The sequence below is a fragment of the Amycolatopsis sp. genome, assembly GCF_035546795.1.
Classification (GTDB): domain Bacteria; phylum Actinomycetota; class Actinomycetes; order Mycobacteriales; family Pseudonocardiaceae; genus Amycolatopsis_E.
This window is the reverse complement of record NZ_DASZWC010000002.1, coordinates 163,106-182,079: the sequence shown is the minus strand read 5'-3', so window position 1 is coordinate 182,079 and position 18,974 is coordinate 163,106. Positions and strand designations below refer to the sequence as shown.

Sequence of the window (18,974 nt, the reverse complement as noted above, 5' to 3'; positions counted from 1 at the left end):
CGCCGCGCTTCTCGCGATCTCATCGCAGCCCTCGGTGCAGTTTCCCGGACATAGGAGTCTTTCATGGAATCTTCTCGCGCATACGACGTCGTGATCGTCGGTTACGGGGCCGCCGGTGCGTCCGCGGCGATCGAAGCCGCCGACGCGGGTGCCCGCGTGCTCGTCCTCGACCGGGGTTACGGCGGGGGAGCGACCGCCTTGTCCGGTGGCGTGGTCTACGCCGGCGGCGGTACGCCGTACCAGCGGGCCGCCGGGGTCGAGGACTCGCCGGAGGAGATGTACAACTACCTCCGCCAGGAGGTGGACGGCATGGTCGGCGACAAGACCGTGCGGCGGTTCTGCGAGACCAGCCCGGCGATGATCGAATGGCTGGAACGCCAGGGCATGGAGTACCGCGGAACCCTGTGCCCCTACAAGACTTCCTACCCCACCGACGAACATTACCTGTACTTCTCCGGGAATGAGAAGGCCTGGCCCTACCGGCTGACGGCGAAACCGGCCCCGCGCGGGCACCGCCAGGTCGCCAAGGGCATGAGCTCGGGCCGGGTGTTCTTCGAGAACCTGCGCCGTTCCGCGGAGGCGAAGGGAGTGACCTTCGTGCCGTTGAGCCGGGTCACCGAAGTCCTCGTCGAGGACGGCGCCGTCGCGGGCGTGCGGTACCGGTCGATGCGGACCGGGTCGGCCGGCGGGCGGCGGCACCGGCGGCTGACGAAGGCCGGCGGGAAGCTGGCCATCTGGGTACCGCCGGTGGGCGCGAAGCTCAACGCACGCGCGGAGGCGATCTGGCAGGAGTCGGCGGCCGAGGCCGAGGTGCGGGCGCCCGCGGTGATCCTGGCCGGCGGCGGGTTCGTGTTCAACCCGGAGATGAAAGCCCGGTACGCGGGCGGGTTCCGGGACATCAGCCCGCTGGGGACGGCCGGCGACGACGGCAGCGTGATCATGCTCGGGGTCACCGCGGGCGGCGCCACCGCGCACCTGGACCGGATGACCGCGTGGCGGTTCATGTCGCCGCCGAGCGCGTTCCTCGGCGGGGTCTCGGTCGGGCCGGCCGGCGTGCGGATCGCGAACGAGGACCTGTACGGCGCGACGCATTCGGAAGCGATGATCCGCAACCACGGCGGGCGCGGATTTCTTGTGCTGGACCAGGAAATCTGGACGCGCGCCCGCGGCCAGGTCCGTGCGCAGAGCCTGCCTTTCCAGTTGTTGCAGGAGATCTACCTGTTCACCGCCGGACACAAGAAGGCGGCGACGCTGGACGCGCTCGCCCGCAAGATCGGTGTCCCGGCGGACGGGCTGGCCGGAACCGTGCGCGCGTACAACGACGGCATCCGCACCGGAGCCGGCGATCCGGGCCACAAGGCGGCCGATCTGTGCGCGCCGATCGAACGGGCCCCGTTCTACGCGATCGACATCTCGATCAAGAACGCGCCGGCGTATCCCGCCCCCGGTCTCACCCTGGGCGGCCTCCAGGTGAACGAGGAGACCGGCCAGGTGCTGACCGGTTCGGGCGCGTCGATCGAAGGGCTGTACGCGGCGGGCCGCTCGGCCGTCGGGATCTGCTCGAACAGCTATGTCAGCGGGCTTTCCCTCGCGGACTGCGTGTTTTCCGGCCGCCGCGCGGGTGGCCACGCGGCGCTGTCGGTCGTATCGGGTTGATGCGTCAGCGGTCACGGCCCTCCCGCCGTGACCGCTGACCGTTTTTGCGCGCGTTTGTCCGGATCGGTAACCGATCGGCGACGCTGTGTGGTGGATCACGGCGGATCCTGCCACCGCTTCCCGTCCCGAGGGTCTAGCCTAGCGGTTAGTGAACTTAGTTAGGTTAGAGTCTCACAGGTGGGAGAATTTCATGCACATCACGGTTGACGAGGAGAAATGCTGCGGGGCCGGCCAGTGCGTGCTCGCCGCACCCGAGGTGTTCGACCAGCGTGAGGAAGACGGCATCGTCATCCTGCTCGACGCGGAACCGCCCGAGGAGCAGCGCGCCGCGGTCAACGAGGCCGCCGCCGTCTGCCCGGCCGCGATCATCTCGGTGCGGGAATGAGCGCGCCGTCGCGCGTGGTCGTGGCCGGCGCTTCGGCGGCGGGGCTTTCCGTCGCCGAAACGTTGCGGCGTGAGGGTTTCGACGGCCGGATCACCTTGCTCGGCGAGGAGAGCCTGCCGCCGTACGACCGGCCACCGCTGTCCAAGGAGATCCTTTCCGGCACCTGGCCCGACGAGCGGGTCTGGCTGCGAGACGAGGCGACGATCGCCGGGCTCGGCCTGGACCTGCGCCTGGGTGCGCGGGCTGTCGGCGCCGACGCGGCGGCACGCTCCGTCACGCTCGCCGATGGCTCGGCCATCGGCTACGACGAGCTGGTGATCGCCACCGGTGTGCGGCCCCGGCGGCTGCCCGGCACCGACGGCGTGGCCGGGGTGCACGTGCTGCGCACGCTCGACGACGCACGGGGACTGCGCGACGCGCTGGCGGCCAAGCCACGGCTGGTCATCGTCGGTGCGGGCTTCCTCGGCGCGGAGGTGGCCTCGGTCGCCCGCACCGCCGGAGCGAGCGTGACGCTGGTGTCCGATCTCGAAGCGCCCCTGTCCGACGTGCTCGGCCCGGACCTCGGCGAGCTGCTGATCGGGCTGCACCGGGAGCGCGGCGTCGAGATCATCACCGGCACGCTGGTGCAGGAAGTGCTTTCGGCCGGCGGGCATGCCAACGGGGTGCGGCTCGCCGACGGGCGGGTGATCGAAGCCGACGCGGTGCTGGTTTCGATCGGTTCGGTGCCCAATGTGGACTGGCTGGCCGGCAGTGGGATCGAGACCGGCAACGGTGTGCTCTGCGACGAGTTCTGCCAGGCGGGCCCGGGTGTCTGGGCCGCGGGGGACGTGGCGTCGTGGGTGCATCCCGGGCTCGGTGAGCGGATCCGGATCGAGCACCGCACCAACGCCGCCGAGCAGGGCATGGCGGTCGCCCGCAACATCCTGGGCGCCGCGAAGCCGTTCGCGCCGGTGCCCTACATCTGGTCCGACCAGTACGACCGCAAGATCCAGATCTACGGCCTGCCCCGCGGCGCCGACACCTTCGCCGTCACCGAAGGCAGTCTCGCGGACCGGAAACTCGTGGCGCTCTACGGCAAGAACGACGTGGTGCGCGCCGCCGTCGGGGTGAACATGGTCCGCCCCGCACGGCTGGCCCGCGCGCTCGTCGCGTCCCCGACCGCGTGGACCGCGGCCGTCAGCAAGGAAGGAGTCACGGCATGACCGTGCAAACCTTAACGGAGAGCGAAGCCTTCGCGGGCCGCCCGGCGCCCAGGGCCGGGGTCATCGGCCTCGGCATGATCGGCGGCGGGGTGGCCGTCAGCCTCGCCCGGCGGGGCCGGATTCCCGCCGTGTACGACATCCGCCCGGACGCGGCGGACAAGCTCGCCGGTGTGCCCGCGACGCTGGGTTCACCGGCCGAAGTCGCCCGCACCAGTGACGTCGTCCTGGTCGCCGTAGTCGACGCCGACCAGGCCAGGACGGTGCTGACCGGGGAAGACGGTGTGCTCTCCGGCGCGCATCCCGGCCTGGTCGTGGTGCTGCTGTGCACGGTCGCGGTGCCGGTGGTGCACGAGCTGGCCGCCGTATGCGCCGAAGCCGGGGTAGGCCTGCTGGACTGCGGCGTCACGCCGGGGGACAAGGCCGCGGAGAACGGCCTGGTCGCCATCCTCGGCGGCGAGGAGTCCACTGTGGACGAAGCGATGCCGGTGCTGGCGGACTTCGCCAAGCGTGTCGTCCACTGTGGACCGCTGGGTGCCGGGATGGCGACCAAGATCGCCCGCAACGTGATCACCTACGGCACCTGGCGCGCGGTGCACGAAGCCAGCACGCTCGCCGAGGCCGCCGGAGTGGACCCGGAAAAGCTGATCACCGTGGTCGAGGAGGCCGACCCCGAGGGCGCCACGCTGTTCTCCTGGCTGCGCCAGCGGCTGGCGGGCAAGGCGGAGACCCGCGCGATCGTGCCACAGGTGGAACGGTTGCTGGACAAGGATCTCGCGGCCGCGCAGGACCTGGCCGGGCACCTCGGGCTGTCCCTGCCGCTGGCCGACGTCACCCGCGCGCACGGCCCGGAAACCCTGGCCGTCCCGGTGAAGGAGGAAGCATGAGCACCGAACTGGGCCGGAAGATGATGGACGAGGTCTACGGCGCCGGGTTCAGCGACACGCTGCCCGACGAGCAGACCCCGATGCTGGAGAAGACCGTCGACCACCTCTTCGGCGAGATCTGGAGCCGCCCCGGCCTGTCCGTGCGCGACCGGCGGCTGCTCGTCATCGGCGCGACCGCCGCCCTGGGGCGCGCCGACCTCATCCAGATCCAGGTCGAAGGCGCGCTCGCCAACCGTGAGCTGTCCGCGGAGGAACTGCGGGAAGCCGTGCTGCACCTGCACTACTACGTCGGCTGGGGCAACGGGACACAGGTCAACAACGGAGTCGAAGCCGCGCTGCGCGCACACGAGACGAAGGAGAAGAAATGACCGTCGAACTGCCCACGATGCCGATGGAACGGCAGCGGTTGCTGGACCCGCCGCTGGAATACCACCAGCTGCGCGAAGACCAGCCGATCCTGCGGGTGCGGTTCCCGAGCGGCCGGGTGGGCTGGCTGGTGACCCGGTTCGAGGAGGGCAGCCAGGTGTTCTCCGATCCGCGGATGAGCGCCCGCCGGCCGCGCCACGACGTGCCACCGGAGGAGGGTGACGACCACACCTCCGACGAGTCGGGGGAGGAGATCGACCCGACGTTCGTGTTCATGGACGAGCCCGACCACAGCGCCTACCGGCGGCTGCTGGCAGGCCGGTTCACCCCGAAGTCCATCCAGGCGAAGCTGCAGCCCTACATCGACCAGATCGTCACCGAACACCTTGACGCCATTGAGAAAGCGGGCGCCGACGGCCCGGTCGACATCATCGAGCACCTCGCGCTGCCGATCCCGTGCCTGGTGATCTGTGAGCTGCTCGGCGTGCCGTACGAGGACCGGGACAAGTTCCACCACGCCACCGAGGTGATGATGGACGTCAGCAAGCCGCGGGCGGAGCGCAGCGTCGGCGCGCGGTGGCTGCAGGACTACATCACCGGCCTGGTCGCGGCGAAGAAGGCCGACCCGGATTCGCAGGGCCTGCTCGCCGACCTCATCCGCACCAGCGAGGCCGACGGTTCGATCCTGACGGACAAGGATCTGATCAGCATCGGGGTGCTGCTGCTGTTCGCCGGGCACGACACCACGATGGCGATGATCGGCCTGTCCACGCTGACCCTGCTGACGCACGACGAGCAGCGGCGGTTCCTGCAGGAGAACCCCGGCAAGGTCGGCCCCGCGGTCGAGGAGCTGCTGCGGTACCTGACGATCGTCCAATTCGGACTCGGCCGCACGGCCAAGGAGGACCTGGAGATCGGCGGCCAGCAGATCGCGAAGGGCGACCTCGTGGTCGTGGCGATGCCCGCCGCCAACCGTGACCCGCGCGCGTTCGACAACCCGGACGCGCCCGACTTCGAGCGCGCGATGACCCGGCATCTCGCCTTCGGCTACGGCGTGCACCAGTGCCTCGGGCAGAACGTCGCCCGTGCCGAGCTGAAGACCATTCTGCCGCGGCTGTTCGAGCGGTTCCCCGGGCTCCGCCTCGCGACCCCGCTCGAAGAGGTCGAGATGGACACCTACGGCACCAACTACGGCGTCCGCAAGATGCTGGTGACGTGGTAAGAGTGAGAGTATCCAGCTGATTCGGAGCGAGGTGGGGACATGGTGCTGAACGCGCTGCCCGCGCCGGCGGCGGGTTCCGTGCGGCGCACCCTGTCCCTGCACACCATCCCCGCGCCGGAGTGGGCCGAAGGTCTGCGGATCGCCGGCACGGCACGGGATCTGGTGGTCGGTGCGGGCCGTTCCCGGGTTTCGGCCACCCGGGAACTGGCCGTCACCCTCGACGCGCGCTCGCGGATCACGGACGTCACGGGCGAGGTATCGCGGCCGGACGCCCTGATCGGGGCTTCGCCGGTCAGCGGTTTCCGCGCGCACCTCGCCGGGCTGCCGGAACCGGAGCCGTCGTCACTGGAGTCGGCGCTGCTGGACGACCTGCCGACGGTGCGGCTGGTCTCGGGGTACGCGCTGATGATGGAGATGCCCGAGCTGGCCAGGGCCGGCGGCCGGTCGCCGCTCATCGGAATCTGCGGGGGCTGGGCCCCGGGCGCGAGCGCCGACACCCGCACGAGGGCCGGGGTGCCGTTGCTCGAGTCCGCCCCGCCGTCGCCGCCGCTCGCACAGATGCTCGCCGGGCCAGGGGATTTCCACCCGGAGCCGGCGATGTGCCCGAGGTCGATGCGCCGGCGGCGGGTGCTGGACGTGGCCGCGCGGCCGGGCGGTTACGACGTCTTCGAGTACTTTCGCGACAGTTACTTCGATCCGGACGGACGCGAGGGTTCGCTGCACGAGTACGAGGTGCACGCGCGCGTGGCCGGTGACGGGGCGACACTCGAGCACATCGAGGTCGTCCCGCACGCGCTGCCGTTCCCGGAATGCCCGCTGGTGGCGCCGAACGCCGGTGACCTGGCCGGAATCTCGCTGGCCGGGGTCACGACGGAGGTCAAGGCCCGGCTGTCCGGAACCCGCGGCTGCACGCATTTGAACGACACGCTGCGGTTCCTGCGCTACGTTCCCGCGCTCGCCGCGACGCTCTGACAGCCCGCGGTTCGGTCCTGCTGCACACAGTGTTTCCGGTCGATGTCATGCCCTGGACAGATCCGGAAATCTGGCAGAGACTGTTTCTGACAGAGTGTGTACTAGTCATGGTGCGGTCCGAAAGGCAGTCTGATGAGCTCGACGTTGGTCCTGTGTGCCAGCCACGCCCCCGGGATGGACCGGGACACCGAGGAGGCCCTCGGCCGGACGTTCCGCGCCGGGGTGGCGAAGGCGCGCGCGACCATCGCGGAGTTCGACCCCGAGCTGGTCCTGTTGTTCGGCGGCGACCACCGCCGCGCGTTCAAGACCGTTGTGCCCGCCTTCGGTGTCGCCGTCTCGGCGAGCCTGATGGCGGAGGGTATGCAGCAGTCCGCCGTGCTCGACGTGCCGGGCGAAACCGCGCGGGCGCTGAGCGAGTTCCTGCTGGGGGCGGGGTTCGACATCGCGGTGTGCCGCTCGATCGAGCTGGACCACGCCTTCGGGCAGCCGCTGGGGCACTACCTCGGCGGGGTGAACCGGGTGCCGGTCATCCCGATGCCGGTCAACTGCGCCGGTCCGCCGCTGCCCACGGCGGCCAGGGTGCTCGACTACGGCGCCGCCGTCGGCCGGTTCCTCGACACGCTCGGCAAACGCGTCCTGGTGATCGGCACGGGCGGGCTCGCGCACCACCCGGCGAGCCTCGACAACGACCGGTACGACATGTCCGACGACGAGCGGCGCACGCTCAACCAGGGCAGCGCCGAAGCGGCGCGCGCGCGGATGAATCCGGGCTGGGACAAGCGATTCCTCGCCGCGATGGAAGCCTGGGACACCCCCACCCTGATCAAGATGACCGACACCTGCGAGCCGGTGGCGGGCGTCGGGGCGAACGAGGTCCGCACCTGGCTCGCCGCGGCGGCCACCGCGGGCGGGCAGGGGCTGCAGACGGTGGTGTACGAACCGGTCCTCGAGTGGATCACCGGCATGGGGGCGATGACCTCGGTGCCGGTTGCCGCCGGGAGTGCCGGATGAGCGCTGGGACCTCGGCGGAGGACCTCGACTGCGACGTCGCGGTGGTGGGCGCCGGGCCGGCCGGCTCGGTACTGGCGAACCTGCTGGGTGAAGCGGGCGTGTCGGTCGCGGTGCTGGAGGCACGCAAGACGATCATCGGGCATCCCCGTGCGGTCGGCATCGACGACGAGGCGGTCCGCACGCTGCAGTCCTTCGGCCTGGCCCAGGTCGTGCTGGACAACTCGTTGCAGAACATGCCGATCCGCTACCACGATTCGGCGGGACGGGTGCTGGCGCACGTCGCGCCGAGCGCCCGGCCCTACGGCTGGCCCCGGCGGAACCTGTTCTACCAGCCTTTTCTGGAAGAACGCCTGCACGAACACCTCGCCACTTATCCCGGTGTGCGGCTGCGAACCGGGGCCGAGGTCCTCGGCCTGACCCAGGACGCCGACGGCGTGACGCTGCGCGTCCAGGCCGACGCCGGGGAGTTCTCCGTGCGCGCGAAATACGTGGTCGGCGCGGACGGTGGCCGCAGTTTCGTCCGCGGCGCGCTCAGCGTCGAAATGCTGGGCGACACCGCGCCGGTCAAATGGCTGGTGGTGGACGTCGAGAAGGACACCTGGAACGCGCCCTACTCGGCGGTGTACACGTCCCCGGTCCGGCCCTGTATGACCATCCCGCTGCCCTTCGGCTACCGGCGGTTCGAGTTCCAGATCCGCGAAGAGGAGAACCCGGACGCCGTCAACGAGCCGGAGAACGTCCAGCGCCTGCTGAAACGGTTCTACCCCGATTCGCCCGTTCCGCCGGTGGTGCGCAACGACGTGTACTGGCATCACTCGCGCACCGCGGCGTCCTTCGGCGTCGGGCGGGTGTTCCTGGTGGGTGACGCAGCGCACCTGCAACCGCCGTTCTTCGGGCAGGGCATGAACTCCGGGTTCCGTGACGTGACGAACCTGTCGTGGAAGCTCGCCGCGGTCGTCGCCGGCCGTGCCACGGCACGCATCCTGGACAGTTACGACGCCGAGCGCAGGCACAACGCGGCGGTGATGGTCAAGTTCGCGACCCAGATGGGCCGGATGTACAAGGCCCGTACCGCGACGACCGAACGCGTCCGCAACCGGTTGTTCCGCGGGGTGCAGAAGGTGCCCGGCGCGCGCGACTACATCCTGCAGATGAAGTACAAGCCCGTTCCGCGCTACACCGAGGGCCTGGTCGTCGGTGCCTCCGACGTGGACGGGAAGTCCTTGGTGGGACGGGCTTTCCCGCAGCCCTCGGTGCGTACCGCCGCGGGCGGGCCGGTCCGGCTCGACGACGTGCTGGGTACCCGGATCGCGGTGGTGGGCCTGGTCCCCGACGCCGCGGCGGCCGTCTCCGCGCGCACCGCGGAGCGCCTGCGTGCCCAGGGAGGCGTTGTGGTGCAGTCGAAACCGGCGAAGGTCTACCAGCGGGAGCGGTCGTCGGCCACCGACCGGCCCGTCGAGCAGATCGAGGTCTTCGACGTCGACGGCGGCCTGCGGGATCTGCTCCTGGCGCGCCCGGCCGACGAGGTGTACGTCGTGCGCCCGGACCGGTATGTCGCGGCGGCGTGCCGTGCGGCCGATCTCGACCGGGTGCTGAGCGCCTTCCTGGCACAACTGGAGTCCTGATGCCGGAATACCTGCAGGCTCCCGGCATCTGGGAGCTCATCGCGCGGCGCGCGGAACTGACCCCGGACGCGGTGCTCGCCTATGACGAACGGCGCCGCCGGCTGACCTTCGGCGGCCTTAAAGAGGCGGCGGAACGGGTCGCGGCGGGGCTGGCGAGCAGAGGTGTCGGCCGGGGCACGGTCGTGTCGTGGCAGCTGCCCAGCCGGTTGTCGACCATCGTGCTGTTCACCGCGCTGTCCCGGCTCGGCGCGGTGCAGAACCCGCTCATCATGATGCTGCGCGAGCCGGAGGTCCGGTTCATCTGCACGCAGGCGCGCAGCGAGCTGCTCATCGTGCCCACCGAGTTCCGCGGGTTCGCGCACGGCGCGATGGCCAAGACCGTGGCCGCCGGCCTGCCGGGGCTGGACGTGCTGATCGCCGACGACGAGCTGCCGGAGGCCGGACCGGCCGGGCCGGCGGCCGACGCCGCGGACCCGCAGGTGCGCTGGCTGTTCTACACCTCCGGCACCACCTCCGCCCCGAAAGGCGCCCGCCACACCGACGCCGGGCTGATCGCGGCCGCCACCACCTACTGTGCCGCGCTCACGCCGGACGAGGACGACCGGATCGCCGGGCTGGCACCGATCGCGCACGTCGGCGGGGTGCTGCACGTGCTCTCCGCCGTGCAGGCGGGCTGCGCGCTGATCATCAGTGACTTGCCCGATCCCGTGACGACCACGGACCTGCTCAGTGAACTGGACGTGACCCTGGGGGGCAACGGTGTGCCGTTCGCGAGGCAGCAGCTCGCGCGACAGCGCGCCCACCCCGATCGCCCGTTGTTCCCGCGGCTCAAGGCCTTTCTCGTCGGTGGCGCGCCGCGAACCGCCGAGCTGCACTTCGAGGTGCGCGACACGCTCGGCGGCGCGGGCATCATCTCGGGCTACGGCCTGACCGAATGTCCTTATGTGGCTTGGGGAAGCTTCGCCGACGGCGAGCACGAGCACGCCACCACCGAGGGCCGCGCCGGGCCCGGTACCGAGCTGCGCGTCGTGCTCGAGGACGGCTCGCCCGCCGCGCCCGGTGAGCCGGGGGAGCTGCGGGTGAAGGCCCGTCAGCTCTGCCTCGGGTATGTGGACTCCACTTTGGACGCCGAGGCGTTCGACGAGGACGGGTTCTTCCGCACCGGCGATCTGGCCACCGTCGACGAGAACGGCTATCTGACGATCACGGGCAGGCTCAAGGACGTGATCATCCGGAACATGGAGAACATCTCCGCCCGCGAGGTCGAGGACCATCTCCTCGGCTGCGCCGGGGTCGCCGACGCCGCGGTCATCGGGGTCCCCGACGCCGACACCGGCGAGCGGGTCTGTGCCGTGGTGGTGCCGGACGGGCCTGCGCCGGACCTGGCCGCGCTGTGCGCACAGCTGCTCGCGCGCGGGCTGAACAAACGGAAGCTGCCGGAACGGCTGGAGATCGTCACCGAGCTGCCGCGCAACGCCATGCACAAGGTCGTGAAGCGGGAGCTTCGCGACCGATTCCGATCCTGACGAACCGGGAGACGGCAGTGGATCTCGACTTTTCGGCCGCGCAACAGGACTTCCGGGACGAGGTGCGGACCTGGCTCGCCGAGCACAAACCGCGCGAACCGCGACCGCACGACGCGGCCGGGATCCGCGCCTACGACCTGGACTGGCAGCGCACCCAGTACGAAGGCGGCTGGGCGGGCATCGCCTGGCCGACCGAGTACGGCGGGCGCGGGCTGTCGCTGCTGGAACAGCTGATCTGGTACGAGGAGTACGGCCGCGCCGGGCTGCCGAGCCTGGACAGTACGTTCGTGGGCCTCAACCACGCCGGCCCGACGCTGATCGAGCGCGCGAACGAGGCACAGTGCTCGGCGCACCTGCCGCCGATCCTGCGCGGCGACGTCGTTTGGTGTCAGGGATTCTCCGAACCGGAGGCGGGTTCGGACCTGGCGTCGCTGCGCACCCGCGGCGTCGTCGACGGAGACGAGCTGGTGGTGTCCGGGCAGAAGATCTGGACCAGCAACGCCGATCTCGCCGACTGGCAGGAGCTGCTGGTGCGCACCGACACCAGCGTGCCGAAGCACCGCGGCATCACCTGGATCATCTGCGACATGCGCAGCCCCGGCGTCGACGCCCGGCCGATCGAGACGATGGACGGCGCGCACGAGTTCTGTGAGGTCTTCTACGACGAAGTCCGGATCCCGCTGTCCAATGTGGTCGGTGAGCTGAACGACGGCTGGAGCGTGGCGATGTCCACGCTGTCGTTCGAGCGGGGGACCGCGTTCACCGCCGGGCAGGTCCGGCTGGCGTCCACTGTGGAGGCACTGATCGCACTCGCCGCGGAACGTCCCGGCCCGCTGCGCCGCGGCTCGGCTCTGGACGACGAAGAGCTGGCCCGCCGGCTGGCGACCATGCGCGCCGAGGTGGCCGCGCTGCGTGCCCTGACGTATTCGGCGATTTCCCGCAGCGCCAGGGAAGGGACCCCGGGACCGGAGGGCTCGATCGTCAAGCTGTACTTCTCGGAGCTGGAGAAGCGGGCGGCCAGGCTGTCGATGGACCTGCTCGGCGCGGACTCCCTGCGCTATCGGTCGCGCTGGCTGCCCGGCGGGTGGACGGGCGGCTACCTGCAGTCCTTCGCCTCGACGATCGGCGGTGGTACTTCTGAGGTGCAGCGCAACATCATCGGGGACCGGGTGCTGGGGCTGCCCCGCTGACCCAGTCCGAATACCCGCGCACCACCCGCACCCGGCCCAGGTCCGGGACGTGCACCACGTGCGAGAACTCGTTCTCCACCAGGAACGGGTCCGCCAGCTCGTCCTGGGCGGCCAGCACCCGGCAGGCCGGGACGCCGTGCGCGGTGAGGACGTCGAGCCATTCGCCGACGGTCCGCCTGGCGAACGTGTCCTTGTCCACTGTGGACCTTCCGGCGGCGCGGGCGAGCGCGGCGGTGTCGTCGGTGGCCACCGCCAGCCAGCCGTCCGTTGCCTGGTACAGCCGGTGGCCGGCGTCCGGTCCGGCGAAGTCGGCTCCGCCCTCCGCGGCGGGCGGGCGGCCGTCGAAGGTCGTCAGCTCGGCGGACTGGAGGAACGTCGAGGTGGCCGCGAGGGACGCGGTCACGTGTTGCGCCCGGCCGTGGCGGTGGCGGTCGAACAGCGCGGCGAGCACACCGAACGCGGCCAGCGCGCCCGTCGCCACGTCGTTCACCGGCGCGGTCGAGGCGACCGGCTGACCGGGACCGCCCTGCGCGAGCATCATTCCGCTCAGCGCCTGCACCACCGGATCGAACCCGGGCAGGTCGGCCCACGCGCCGGTGCGGCCGTAGGCCGACACCGAACAGCGGACCAGGGCCGGGTTTCCGGCGGTGAGCACCTCCTCGCCGAGGCCCAGCCTGTCGAGGCTCGCCGGGCGCAGGTTGTCCACCAGCACGTCGGCGCCGGCGGCCAGCCGCAGGAACGTTTCCCGGCCCCGCTCCGAGCGCAGGTCGAGGTTCGCGAGCGACTTGCCCTGGTTCACGGCGGCGAAAGACGCCGAGTACACGCGATACGGATCGCCTTCGGGCGGTTCGATCTTGTCCACCTGCGCGCCGAAATCGGCGAGGATCGAGCTGACGAACGGCGCGGCGAGGAAGGTGGCCAGATCGAGCACCCGGGTGCCCGCGAGCGGTGGGCCCTGCTGTGGCTCCTTCGCGCCTTCACGAGGCGTCCGCCACAGTTCGTGCGCGGCGGAAGTCGTTGCCAGGCCACGGATTCCGCCGGGGCTCGCCGACAGCGCCACGGGCACGCCCGGCATCGTGACCGCACCGAGCGCGGGATGGGTGAGGTCGGCGCGCGCCCGGTTGAGCGCGACGACCTCGCTGTCCATCCACTCTTCGCGGCTGGACACCGGAGCGGACGGGACCCCGGACTCCGCGAGCACGCTCAACCAGTGCTCGGCCGGCCGCTGCGCGAAGGTGTCCGCCAGTTCCGCGGCCACGGCCCGACCGATTTCGGGCTTCAGGATGTTCGTGAACTCGCCGCCGACGTCCTCGCGCACCAGCAGGTCCATCCGGCCGACCGCGTCCAGTGCCTCGAAGAAGAAGCCGGGCGTCAGCGCGGCGAGGAACAGCCACCGTCCGTCGCCGGCGCGGTAGGCGCGGAAATTGGGGGCGCCGCCGAGGATCTTGCCCGCCGAGAAGATGCGCTCGACATCGAGACCGGCCATCATCATCGTGCCCTGCGCCGCGGCGGCGGCGTGCAGACCGGTGACGGTCACGGCCCGGCCGCCACCGCCGGCGAGCGCGGCCGCCACGGCCGTGGCGCCGAGCGCGCCGTGGATGTAGCTGACGGTGGGCACCACGGGCGCCACCGGCCGCTCGTCGCTCGCCGGGAAATGCGCGGCGAACCCGCCGATCGCGGCCAGCAGCAACGGATCCTCCGGCAGAGCGCTCCACCGGCCGCGCGCCGCGTACGGCGGCAGCCAGGCGTGCACGATGCCCGGGTTCGCGCTGCCCAGCGTGGCGGCGTCCAGCCCGCGGCGTTCGAGCTCGCCGGGACGGGCGTCGCTGAGCAGGACATCGCAGTTTTCCGCCAGGCGCCGCAGCTCAACGGCCGCGTCACCCGGGCCGGTTTCCGTGCCGAGCAACGTCTTGCCCCTGTCCCAGCACACCGCGCGGGGATCGCTGGGGGACTGCGCTGGGACTTCGGCCCTGGCCACCTCCGCCCCGAAATCGGCCAGGAGCATACCGGCCGTACGGCCCGCGGTGCCCGTGGTCAGTTCCAGAATCCGTACGCCGGTGAACGGTCCGGTCCCGATAGTCGGTGCCACGCTCCGAGAGTATTATTCTCTGGTGGGAGACCGCAATCCTCTGCAAGGAGAACAATGACCTCTCGGGTGACCGCGGCGGTGGAGCGGGCGCTGGACGAGCGCCAGCGGGAGGCGACCGACGAGGTGGAGCGCATCCTCGCCGCGGCCGTCACGGTGATGGAACGGGACGCGCCGGCCGCACCCAGGGTCAACGACATCATCGTCGAGGCCGGCAGCTCCAAGAAGGCCTTCTACCGGTACTTCTCCGGAAAGGACGACCTCATCCTGGCCGTGATGGAACGCGGTGTCGCGATCGTGTGCTCCTACCTGGCGCATCAGATGTCCAAAGAGGACGAACCGGAGCGGAAGATCGCGCGCTGGGTCGAGGGCGTGCTGGCCCAGGTCGCCGAGCCGAACCTGACCAGGGCGAGCCGCGCGGTCACCACCCAGCTCGCGGCGACGGCGGAAAGCCGGGTCGCCGACGTGCAGATCACCGCACCGCTGCGGATCCTGCTGCGCTCGGCGGTGGCCGAGCTGGGCAGCGAGGACCCGGAACGCGACACCGACGCGGTGTTCGCCGCCGCGATCGCCACGATGCGGCGTCATCTCGCGCTGGAAACCCATCCGGCACGCGCCGACGTCGAACACTTGATCTCCTTCTGCATCAAGGGAATCGGCGCGCCCCGGAAGCGGCGCCGCTGATGCGCGCCGTCGTCTGCCGCGCGTAAGGCCCGCCCGAAGGACCGGAGCTCGCCGAGCTGCCCGGCCCGAGCGGGGCCCTACGGCGTGGTCTCGCCGGTCACCTGCGCCATCCGGGCGGTGGCCAGCGCGGACGAGCCGGGGTGGGTGAAGACGTGCAGCCGCCGGTCGCGCACGGCCGTCACGAACCGGTCCGCCACCTCCGCCGGGCTGATCCCCCGCGGGTTGCCCGGGGCGTCCACATCGGACAGTGACTCGCCGAGGCGGGTCGTCACCTGCGCCGGCAGCAGGACGCTCACCCCGACATCGTGGCCGTCCCGGGCGAACTGCAGCTGCAGACTGTCCGCAATGGACAGTAGCGCGTGCTTCGTGGCGTAGTAGGCCGGCATCGTCGCGCTGGTGGTGACCGCCGCCATCGACGCCGTGATCCCGACATGCCCGGGCGGGTTCGCCAGCAGCCGCGGGACGAACGCGCGCAGCGTCGACACCACGCCGAGCAGGTTCACGTCGATGACACGCCGCCACCCGGCGTCGGGGACTTCCCACAGGCGTTCCCCGAGGGGGCCGATGATGCCCGCGTTCGCGCAGACCACGTGCACCGCGCCGAATTCGGCCACCGTGCGCTCGGCGAACTCGCTCACCTGCGCGGGATCGGCGACGTCGAGCGCCATGGCGAGTGCGCCCGGGATCCGGCGGCGCACCTCGGGCAGGCGGTCGGCGTGCACGTCGCCGACCGCCACCCGGCAGCCCAGCGCCGCCAGCTTTTCCGCCAGTGCCAGGCCGATCCCGCTGCCGCCACCGGTGACGGCGGCGACCTTCCCCGCGAAGTTCACAGGTTGCCGGCTTCCAGTTCGAGTTTGGCCTTCGCCTCGGCCAGCCGGGTCGGGATGTGCTCGCTGGGCCACAACGATTCGCTCGGCCGGTAGCCCTTGAGCACCTCGCGCGCGACGGCGAACTTGTGCACCTCGGTCGGCCCGTCCGCCAGGCCCAGCACCGGCGCGGTGACCCACATGTGCGCCAGCGGCAGCTCGTTGGACACCCCGAGCGCCCCGTGCACCTGGATCGCGCGTTGCACGATGTCGTGCAGGACGGTCGGCGTCAGCGCCTTGATCGCCGAAATGTCCTTGCGCACCCGCTTGTAGTCGTTGTACCGATCGATCTGCCAGGCCACGTTCAGCACGAACAGCCGGAACTGCTTGAGCTGCACGTAGGAATCGGCGACGTACTCCTGGATCTTCTGCTTGTCGGCGAGCACCGAACCCTTGGTCTGCCGGCTCAGCGCGCGTTCGCACAACATGTCCAGCGCGCGCTGGGCGAGCCCGACCGTGCGCATCGCGTGGTGCACCCGCCCGCCACCGAGCCGGGTCTGCGCCACGCCGAACGCGCCGCCCTCCGCACCGAGCAGGCTGTCGGCCGGAACCCGCACGTTGTCGTAGTGGATCAGCGCGTGCGAACCGTCCTCGGCAGGCTCGGACATCAGGCCCACGTTCCGCACGATCTTCACGCCCGGGGTGTCGCGCGGCAGCAGGAACATCGACATGCCGCGGTACGCGCCGGCTTCCGGGTTCGTCACCGCCATCACGATCAGGAACTCGGCCCAGCGCGCGTTGGAGGAGAAGAACTTCCAGCCGTTGATCACCCAGTGGTCGCCGTCGCGCTCGGCGCGGGTGGTGAACTCGGCCGGGTCGGCGCCGGCCTGCGGCTCGGTCATCGAGTAGCAGGAGAAGATCTCACCGGCCAGCAGCGGTTCCAGATAGCGCCGTTTCTGTTCCGGTGTCCCGAAATGCGCGATGATCTCGGCGTTGCCGGTGTCCGGCGCCTGCGTGCCGAAGATGACCGGCGCCCACGTGGAGCGGCCGAGGATTTCGTTGAGCAGAGCCAGTTTCAGCTGTCCGTAACCCTTGCCACCCAGCTCGGGACCAAGGTGGCAGGCCCACAGACCCTGCTCGCGCACGGCCTGCTTGAGCGGGTCGACGATCTTGCGCCGCTGGAGGGTCAGCGGCTGGTAGTTGGCCGGGGCGGGCCACACCAGGTCCAGCGGCTCGACCCGCTCCCGGACGAACTCTTCCGCCCAGTCCAGTTTCGCCTGGAACTGCGGGTCGGTACTGAAATCCCAAGACATGGGGATTCTCCTCGGGTGGTTAGGGGATGCCGCCGTCGGCGCGGAGGATGGAGCCGGAGGTGTAGCTGGACGCTTCGCTGGCCAGGAAGAGGGCTGCGCCGATGATCTCCTCGGGCTGCCCGCCTCGGCGCAGTGCGTGCCGCTGCAGGCCCTCCTCGACGCGCTCGAGGTCCCACGCCTTGCTGATGTCGGTGAAGAACGGGCCCGCCATCAGAGTGTTCACCCGCACCTTCGGGCCGAACGCATACGCGAAGCCCTCGGTGATCGCGTTGAGCCCGGCCTTCGCGGCGGAGTACGGCAGGATGTTCGGCGTCGGCCGGATCGAGCCCGTGCTGCTGACGTTGATGATCGAGCCGCTGCCCCGCTCGGCCATCCGGGTGCCGATCAGCGCGGTGAGCCGGAACGGGCCCTTGAGGTTGAGGTTGACGACGCTGTCCCACATCTTCTCGGTCACGTCGGCGGGTTGGTCGTACAGCAGCGACATGCCCGCGTTGTTGACGAGCACGTCGACGCGGCCGAAACGCTCGTACGCGGCGTCGACCAGGCCGTCGAGCTCGTCCCAGTGCCCGAGGTGGCAGCCGTAGGGGAGCGCTTCGCGGCCGGTGCTCCCGGTGACCTCCGCGGCGAGTGCCTCGCAGTTCTCCAGGTTGCGGCTGGTGATCACGACGTCCGCGCCGGCCTGGGCGAACGCGAGCACCATCTCGCGGCCCAGGCCCCGGCTGCCGCCGGTGACGAGGGCGACCTTGCCGGTGAGGTCGAAGCGGTCGAAGGGCGGAGTGGTCATTTCAGCGTCGTGCTCCTCGTCAGTTCGGCGGCCTTGCGGATGAGCTCCAGCACGATGCCGTCGAAGCGCGCCACCTTCGGATCGCCGCCGGTCGCCGCGGCCCTGGCGACGCTCTGTTCCAGCACGATGCCGAGCTTGAACCGGGCGAGGATGACGTAGTAGTCGATGTCCTCGACGCCCCGCCCGCTCACCGTCGCGTAGTGCTCCAGCAGGTCGTCGCGCGAGGGCATACCCGTGTAGTCGAGGTAACGGGCGTGCGTCATGTCGTCGCCCTCGGGTCCCCACGCGATCAGCGCCCAGCCCAGGTCCAGCAGCGGGTCGCCGATGGTGGCCATCTCCCAGTCGACGATCGCGGCGAGCCGCGCCGGGGCGCCGTGGGCGTACATGACGTTGGCGAACTGGTAGTCGCCGTGCAGGATGCCGGGGGTGTAGGCGCGCGGGCGGTGCGCGCGCAGCCAGTCCGCGGTCACCTGCAGCCCCGGCAGCTCCCGGAACGCGTACTTGTCCAAAAAGGACAGCCAGCGGTCCACCTGCCGGTCGTGGAAGCCTTCCGGGCGCCCGAATCCTTCGAGTCCGGCCGCGCGCCAGTCCACCTTGGAGAGCCGGGCGATCCCGTCGACCAGCTGGGTGGCCAGGCCCGCGCGGGCGTTGGTGTCGGTGTCGAACGGGGCCGCCCAGCCGCCCTGCATCGGCGACCAGCCCTCGACGTGGTCCATCACGTAGAACGGCTGGCCGGCGATGTCGGTTTCGGTGCTCGCCGCGTGCACGCGGGCATGCGGGACATCGGTGCCGGCGAGGGCGCGGACCAGCTGGTACTCGCGCAGCATCCGCTCGGCTCGTTCGGGGGAGGCATGGCCGGGCGCGGCGCGCAGCACCAGCCGGGTTTCCCCGGCGCGCAGCTCGTAGAGCTGGTTCTGCGAGCCCCCCTGGAGGGCGGTGACCACGAGGTCGCCGCCGCCGCCGGGCAGGCCCTGGGCGTCCAGCCAGCGGGCCAGCCGTTGTTCGTCCAGGCCGGTGCTGGTGGTCGTGTTTTCAGTGCTCACGCTCGGAGAATAGAGTTCTCCGGGCAGAGAACGCAAGGGTTTCGCTTAGCCACGCCAAATAATATCGACCTGCTGCCCGTCGCTGGACAATTCTGGCAGTGTGTACATCTCGGTACCGAAACGTTGCCTGCGGGGGCAGCTGCCGGTGCGGGCACCGTTGCGCTGGGATTACCTTGATGGATAGTCTTTTTGCCGCCGTCGATCGCGGCGGACGATGGT

Annotated in this window: 17 protein-coding genes; 12 read left to right on the top strand and 5 right to left on the bottom strand. The window is 70.7% G+C overall.

The window, feature by feature from the left end; all coding sequences use genetic code 11:
* Positions 1-63 precede the first annotated feature (63 nt).
* The 11 genes from VHD82_RS02470 to VHD82_RS02420 all read left to right on the top strand — a co-directional run bounded on the left by VHD82_RS02470 (position 64) and on the right by VHD82_RS02420 (position 12,039).
* Positions 64-1,656, top strand: coding sequence for an FAD-binding protein (locus VHD82_RS02470; RefSeq protein ID WP_325696497.1), 1,593 nt, complete (start codon positions 64-66; stop codon positions 1,654-1,656).
* Between the two features lie 190 nt (positions 1,657-1,846).
* A complete protein-coding gene (locus tag VHD82_RS02465; protein WP_325696495.1) occupies positions 1,847-2,041 on the top strand; it encodes a ferredoxin in 195 nt (64 codons plus the stop codon).
* On the top strand, positions 2,038-3,243 hold the full coding sequence (locus VHD82_RS02460) for an NAD(P)/FAD-dependent oxidoreductase (protein WP_325696493.1): 1,206 nt from the start codon (positions 2,038-2,040) through the stop codon (positions 3,241-3,243). Before VHD82_RS02465 ends, VHD82_RS02460 begins: the two co-directional genes overlap by 4 nt.
* Positions 3,240-4,127 carry an NAD(P)-dependent oxidoreductase gene (locus VHD82_RS02455; RefSeq protein WP_325696491.1) on the top strand — a complete coding sequence of 296 codons (888 nt, stop codon included), beginning with the start codon at positions 3,240-3,242 and terminating at the stop codon, positions 4,125-4,127. The genes VHD82_RS02460 and VHD82_RS02455 overlap by 4 nt, the downstream gene beginning before the upstream one ends.
* Positions 4,124-4,495, top strand: coding sequence for a carboxymuconolactone decarboxylase family protein (locus VHD82_RS02450; protein ID WP_325696489.1), 372 nt, complete (start codon positions 4,124-4,126; stop codon positions 4,493-4,495). Before VHD82_RS02455 ends, VHD82_RS02450 begins: the two co-directional genes overlap by 4 nt.
* Positions 4,492-5,715 carry a cytochrome P450 gene (locus VHD82_RS02445; RefSeq protein WP_325696488.1) on the top strand — a complete coding sequence of 408 codons (1,224 nt, stop codon included), beginning with the start codon at positions 4,492-4,494 and terminating at the stop codon, positions 5,713-5,715. The genes VHD82_RS02450 and VHD82_RS02445 overlap by 4 nt, the downstream gene beginning before the upstream one ends.
* A 39-nt stretch (positions 5,716-5,754) precedes the next feature.
* Positions 5,755-6,687 (top strand): DUF2889 domain-containing protein, encoded by a 933-nt coding sequence (locus VHD82_RS02440; protein WP_325696486.1) that lies wholly within the window; start codon positions 5,755-5,757, stop codon positions 6,685-6,687.
* Between the two features lie 132 nt (positions 6,688-6,819).
* Complete coding sequence (locus VHD82_RS02435; protein WP_325696484.1) at positions 6,820-7,698, top strand: 3-carboxyethylcatechol 2,3-dioxygenase; 879 nt, start codon at positions 6,820-6,822, stop codon at positions 7,696-7,698.
* Positions 7,695-9,323, top strand: coding sequence for a bifunctional 3-(3-hydroxy-phenyl)propionate/3-hydroxycinnamic acid hydroxylase (locus VHD82_RS02430; RefSeq protein WP_325696482.1), 1,629 nt, complete (start codon positions 7,695-7,697; stop codon positions 9,321-9,323). Before VHD82_RS02435 ends, VHD82_RS02430 begins: the two co-directional genes overlap by 4 nt.
* Positions 9,323-10,849, top strand: coding sequence for a class I adenylate-forming enzyme family protein (locus VHD82_RS02425; RefSeq protein WP_325696480.1), 1,527 nt, complete (start codon positions 9,323-9,325; stop codon positions 10,847-10,849). Before VHD82_RS02430 ends, VHD82_RS02425 begins: the two co-directional genes overlap by 1 nt.
* A gap of 17 nt (positions 10,850-10,866) precedes the next feature.
* The gene (locus VHD82_RS02420) at positions 10,867-12,039 is read left to right on the top strand and encodes an acyl-CoA dehydrogenase family protein (protein ID WP_325696478.1); all 1,173 of its coding nucleotides are present in this window, start codon (positions 10,867-10,869) and stop codon (positions 12,037-12,039) included.
* Here VHD82_RS02420 and VHD82_RS02415 read toward each other — a convergent pair.
* A complete protein-coding gene (locus VHD82_RS02415; RefSeq protein WP_325696476.1) occupies positions 12,005-14,128 on the bottom strand; it encodes a CoA transferase in 2,124 nt (707 codons plus the stop codon). The two genes, VHD82_RS02420 and VHD82_RS02415, sit on opposite strands and share 35 nt — an antisense overlap.
* Before the next feature lie 54 nt (positions 14,129-14,182).
* On the opposite strand from VHD82_RS02415, the gene VHD82_RS02410 reads away from it, so the two are divergent.
* On the top strand, positions 14,183-14,809 hold the full coding sequence (locus VHD82_RS02410; protein ID WP_325696474.1) for a helix-turn-helix domain-containing protein: 627 nt from the start codon (positions 14,183-14,185) through the stop codon (positions 14,807-14,809).
* A 77-nt stretch (positions 14,810-14,886) separates the two neighbouring features.
* Here the strand turns inward: VHD82_RS02410 and VHD82_RS02405 are convergent, their stop codons facing one another.
* Genes VHD82_RS02405 through VHD82_RS02390 form a run of 4 tightly spaced genes read right to left on the bottom strand, consistent with a single transcriptional unit; the run spans position 14,887 to position 18,755 of the window.
* Positions 14,887-15,639, bottom strand: coding sequence for an SDR family oxidoreductase (locus VHD82_RS02405; RefSeq protein ID WP_325696472.1), 753 nt, complete (start codon positions 15,637-15,639; stop codon positions 14,887-14,889).
* Positions 15,636-16,928, bottom strand: a complete 1,293-nt coding sequence (locus VHD82_RS02400) for an acyl-CoA dehydrogenase family protein (protein WP_325696470.1) — start codon at positions 16,926-16,928, stop codon at positions 15,636-15,638. The genes VHD82_RS02405 and VHD82_RS02400 overlap by 4 nt, the downstream gene beginning before the upstream one ends.
* Positions 16,929-16,947: 19 nt before the next feature.
* Positions 16,948-17,712: an SDR family oxidoreductase gene (locus VHD82_RS02395; protein ID WP_325696468.1), complete on the bottom strand. Its 765-nt coding sequence runs from the start codon at positions 17,710-17,712 to the stop codon at positions 16,948-16,950.
* Positions 17,709-18,755, bottom strand: coding sequence for a phosphotransferase family protein (locus tag VHD82_RS02390; RefSeq protein WP_325696466.1), 1,047 nt, complete (start codon positions 18,753-18,755; stop codon positions 17,709-17,711). The genes VHD82_RS02395 and VHD82_RS02390 overlap by 4 nt, the downstream gene beginning before the upstream one ends.
* Positions 18,756-18,974: the final 219 nt, after the last annotated feature.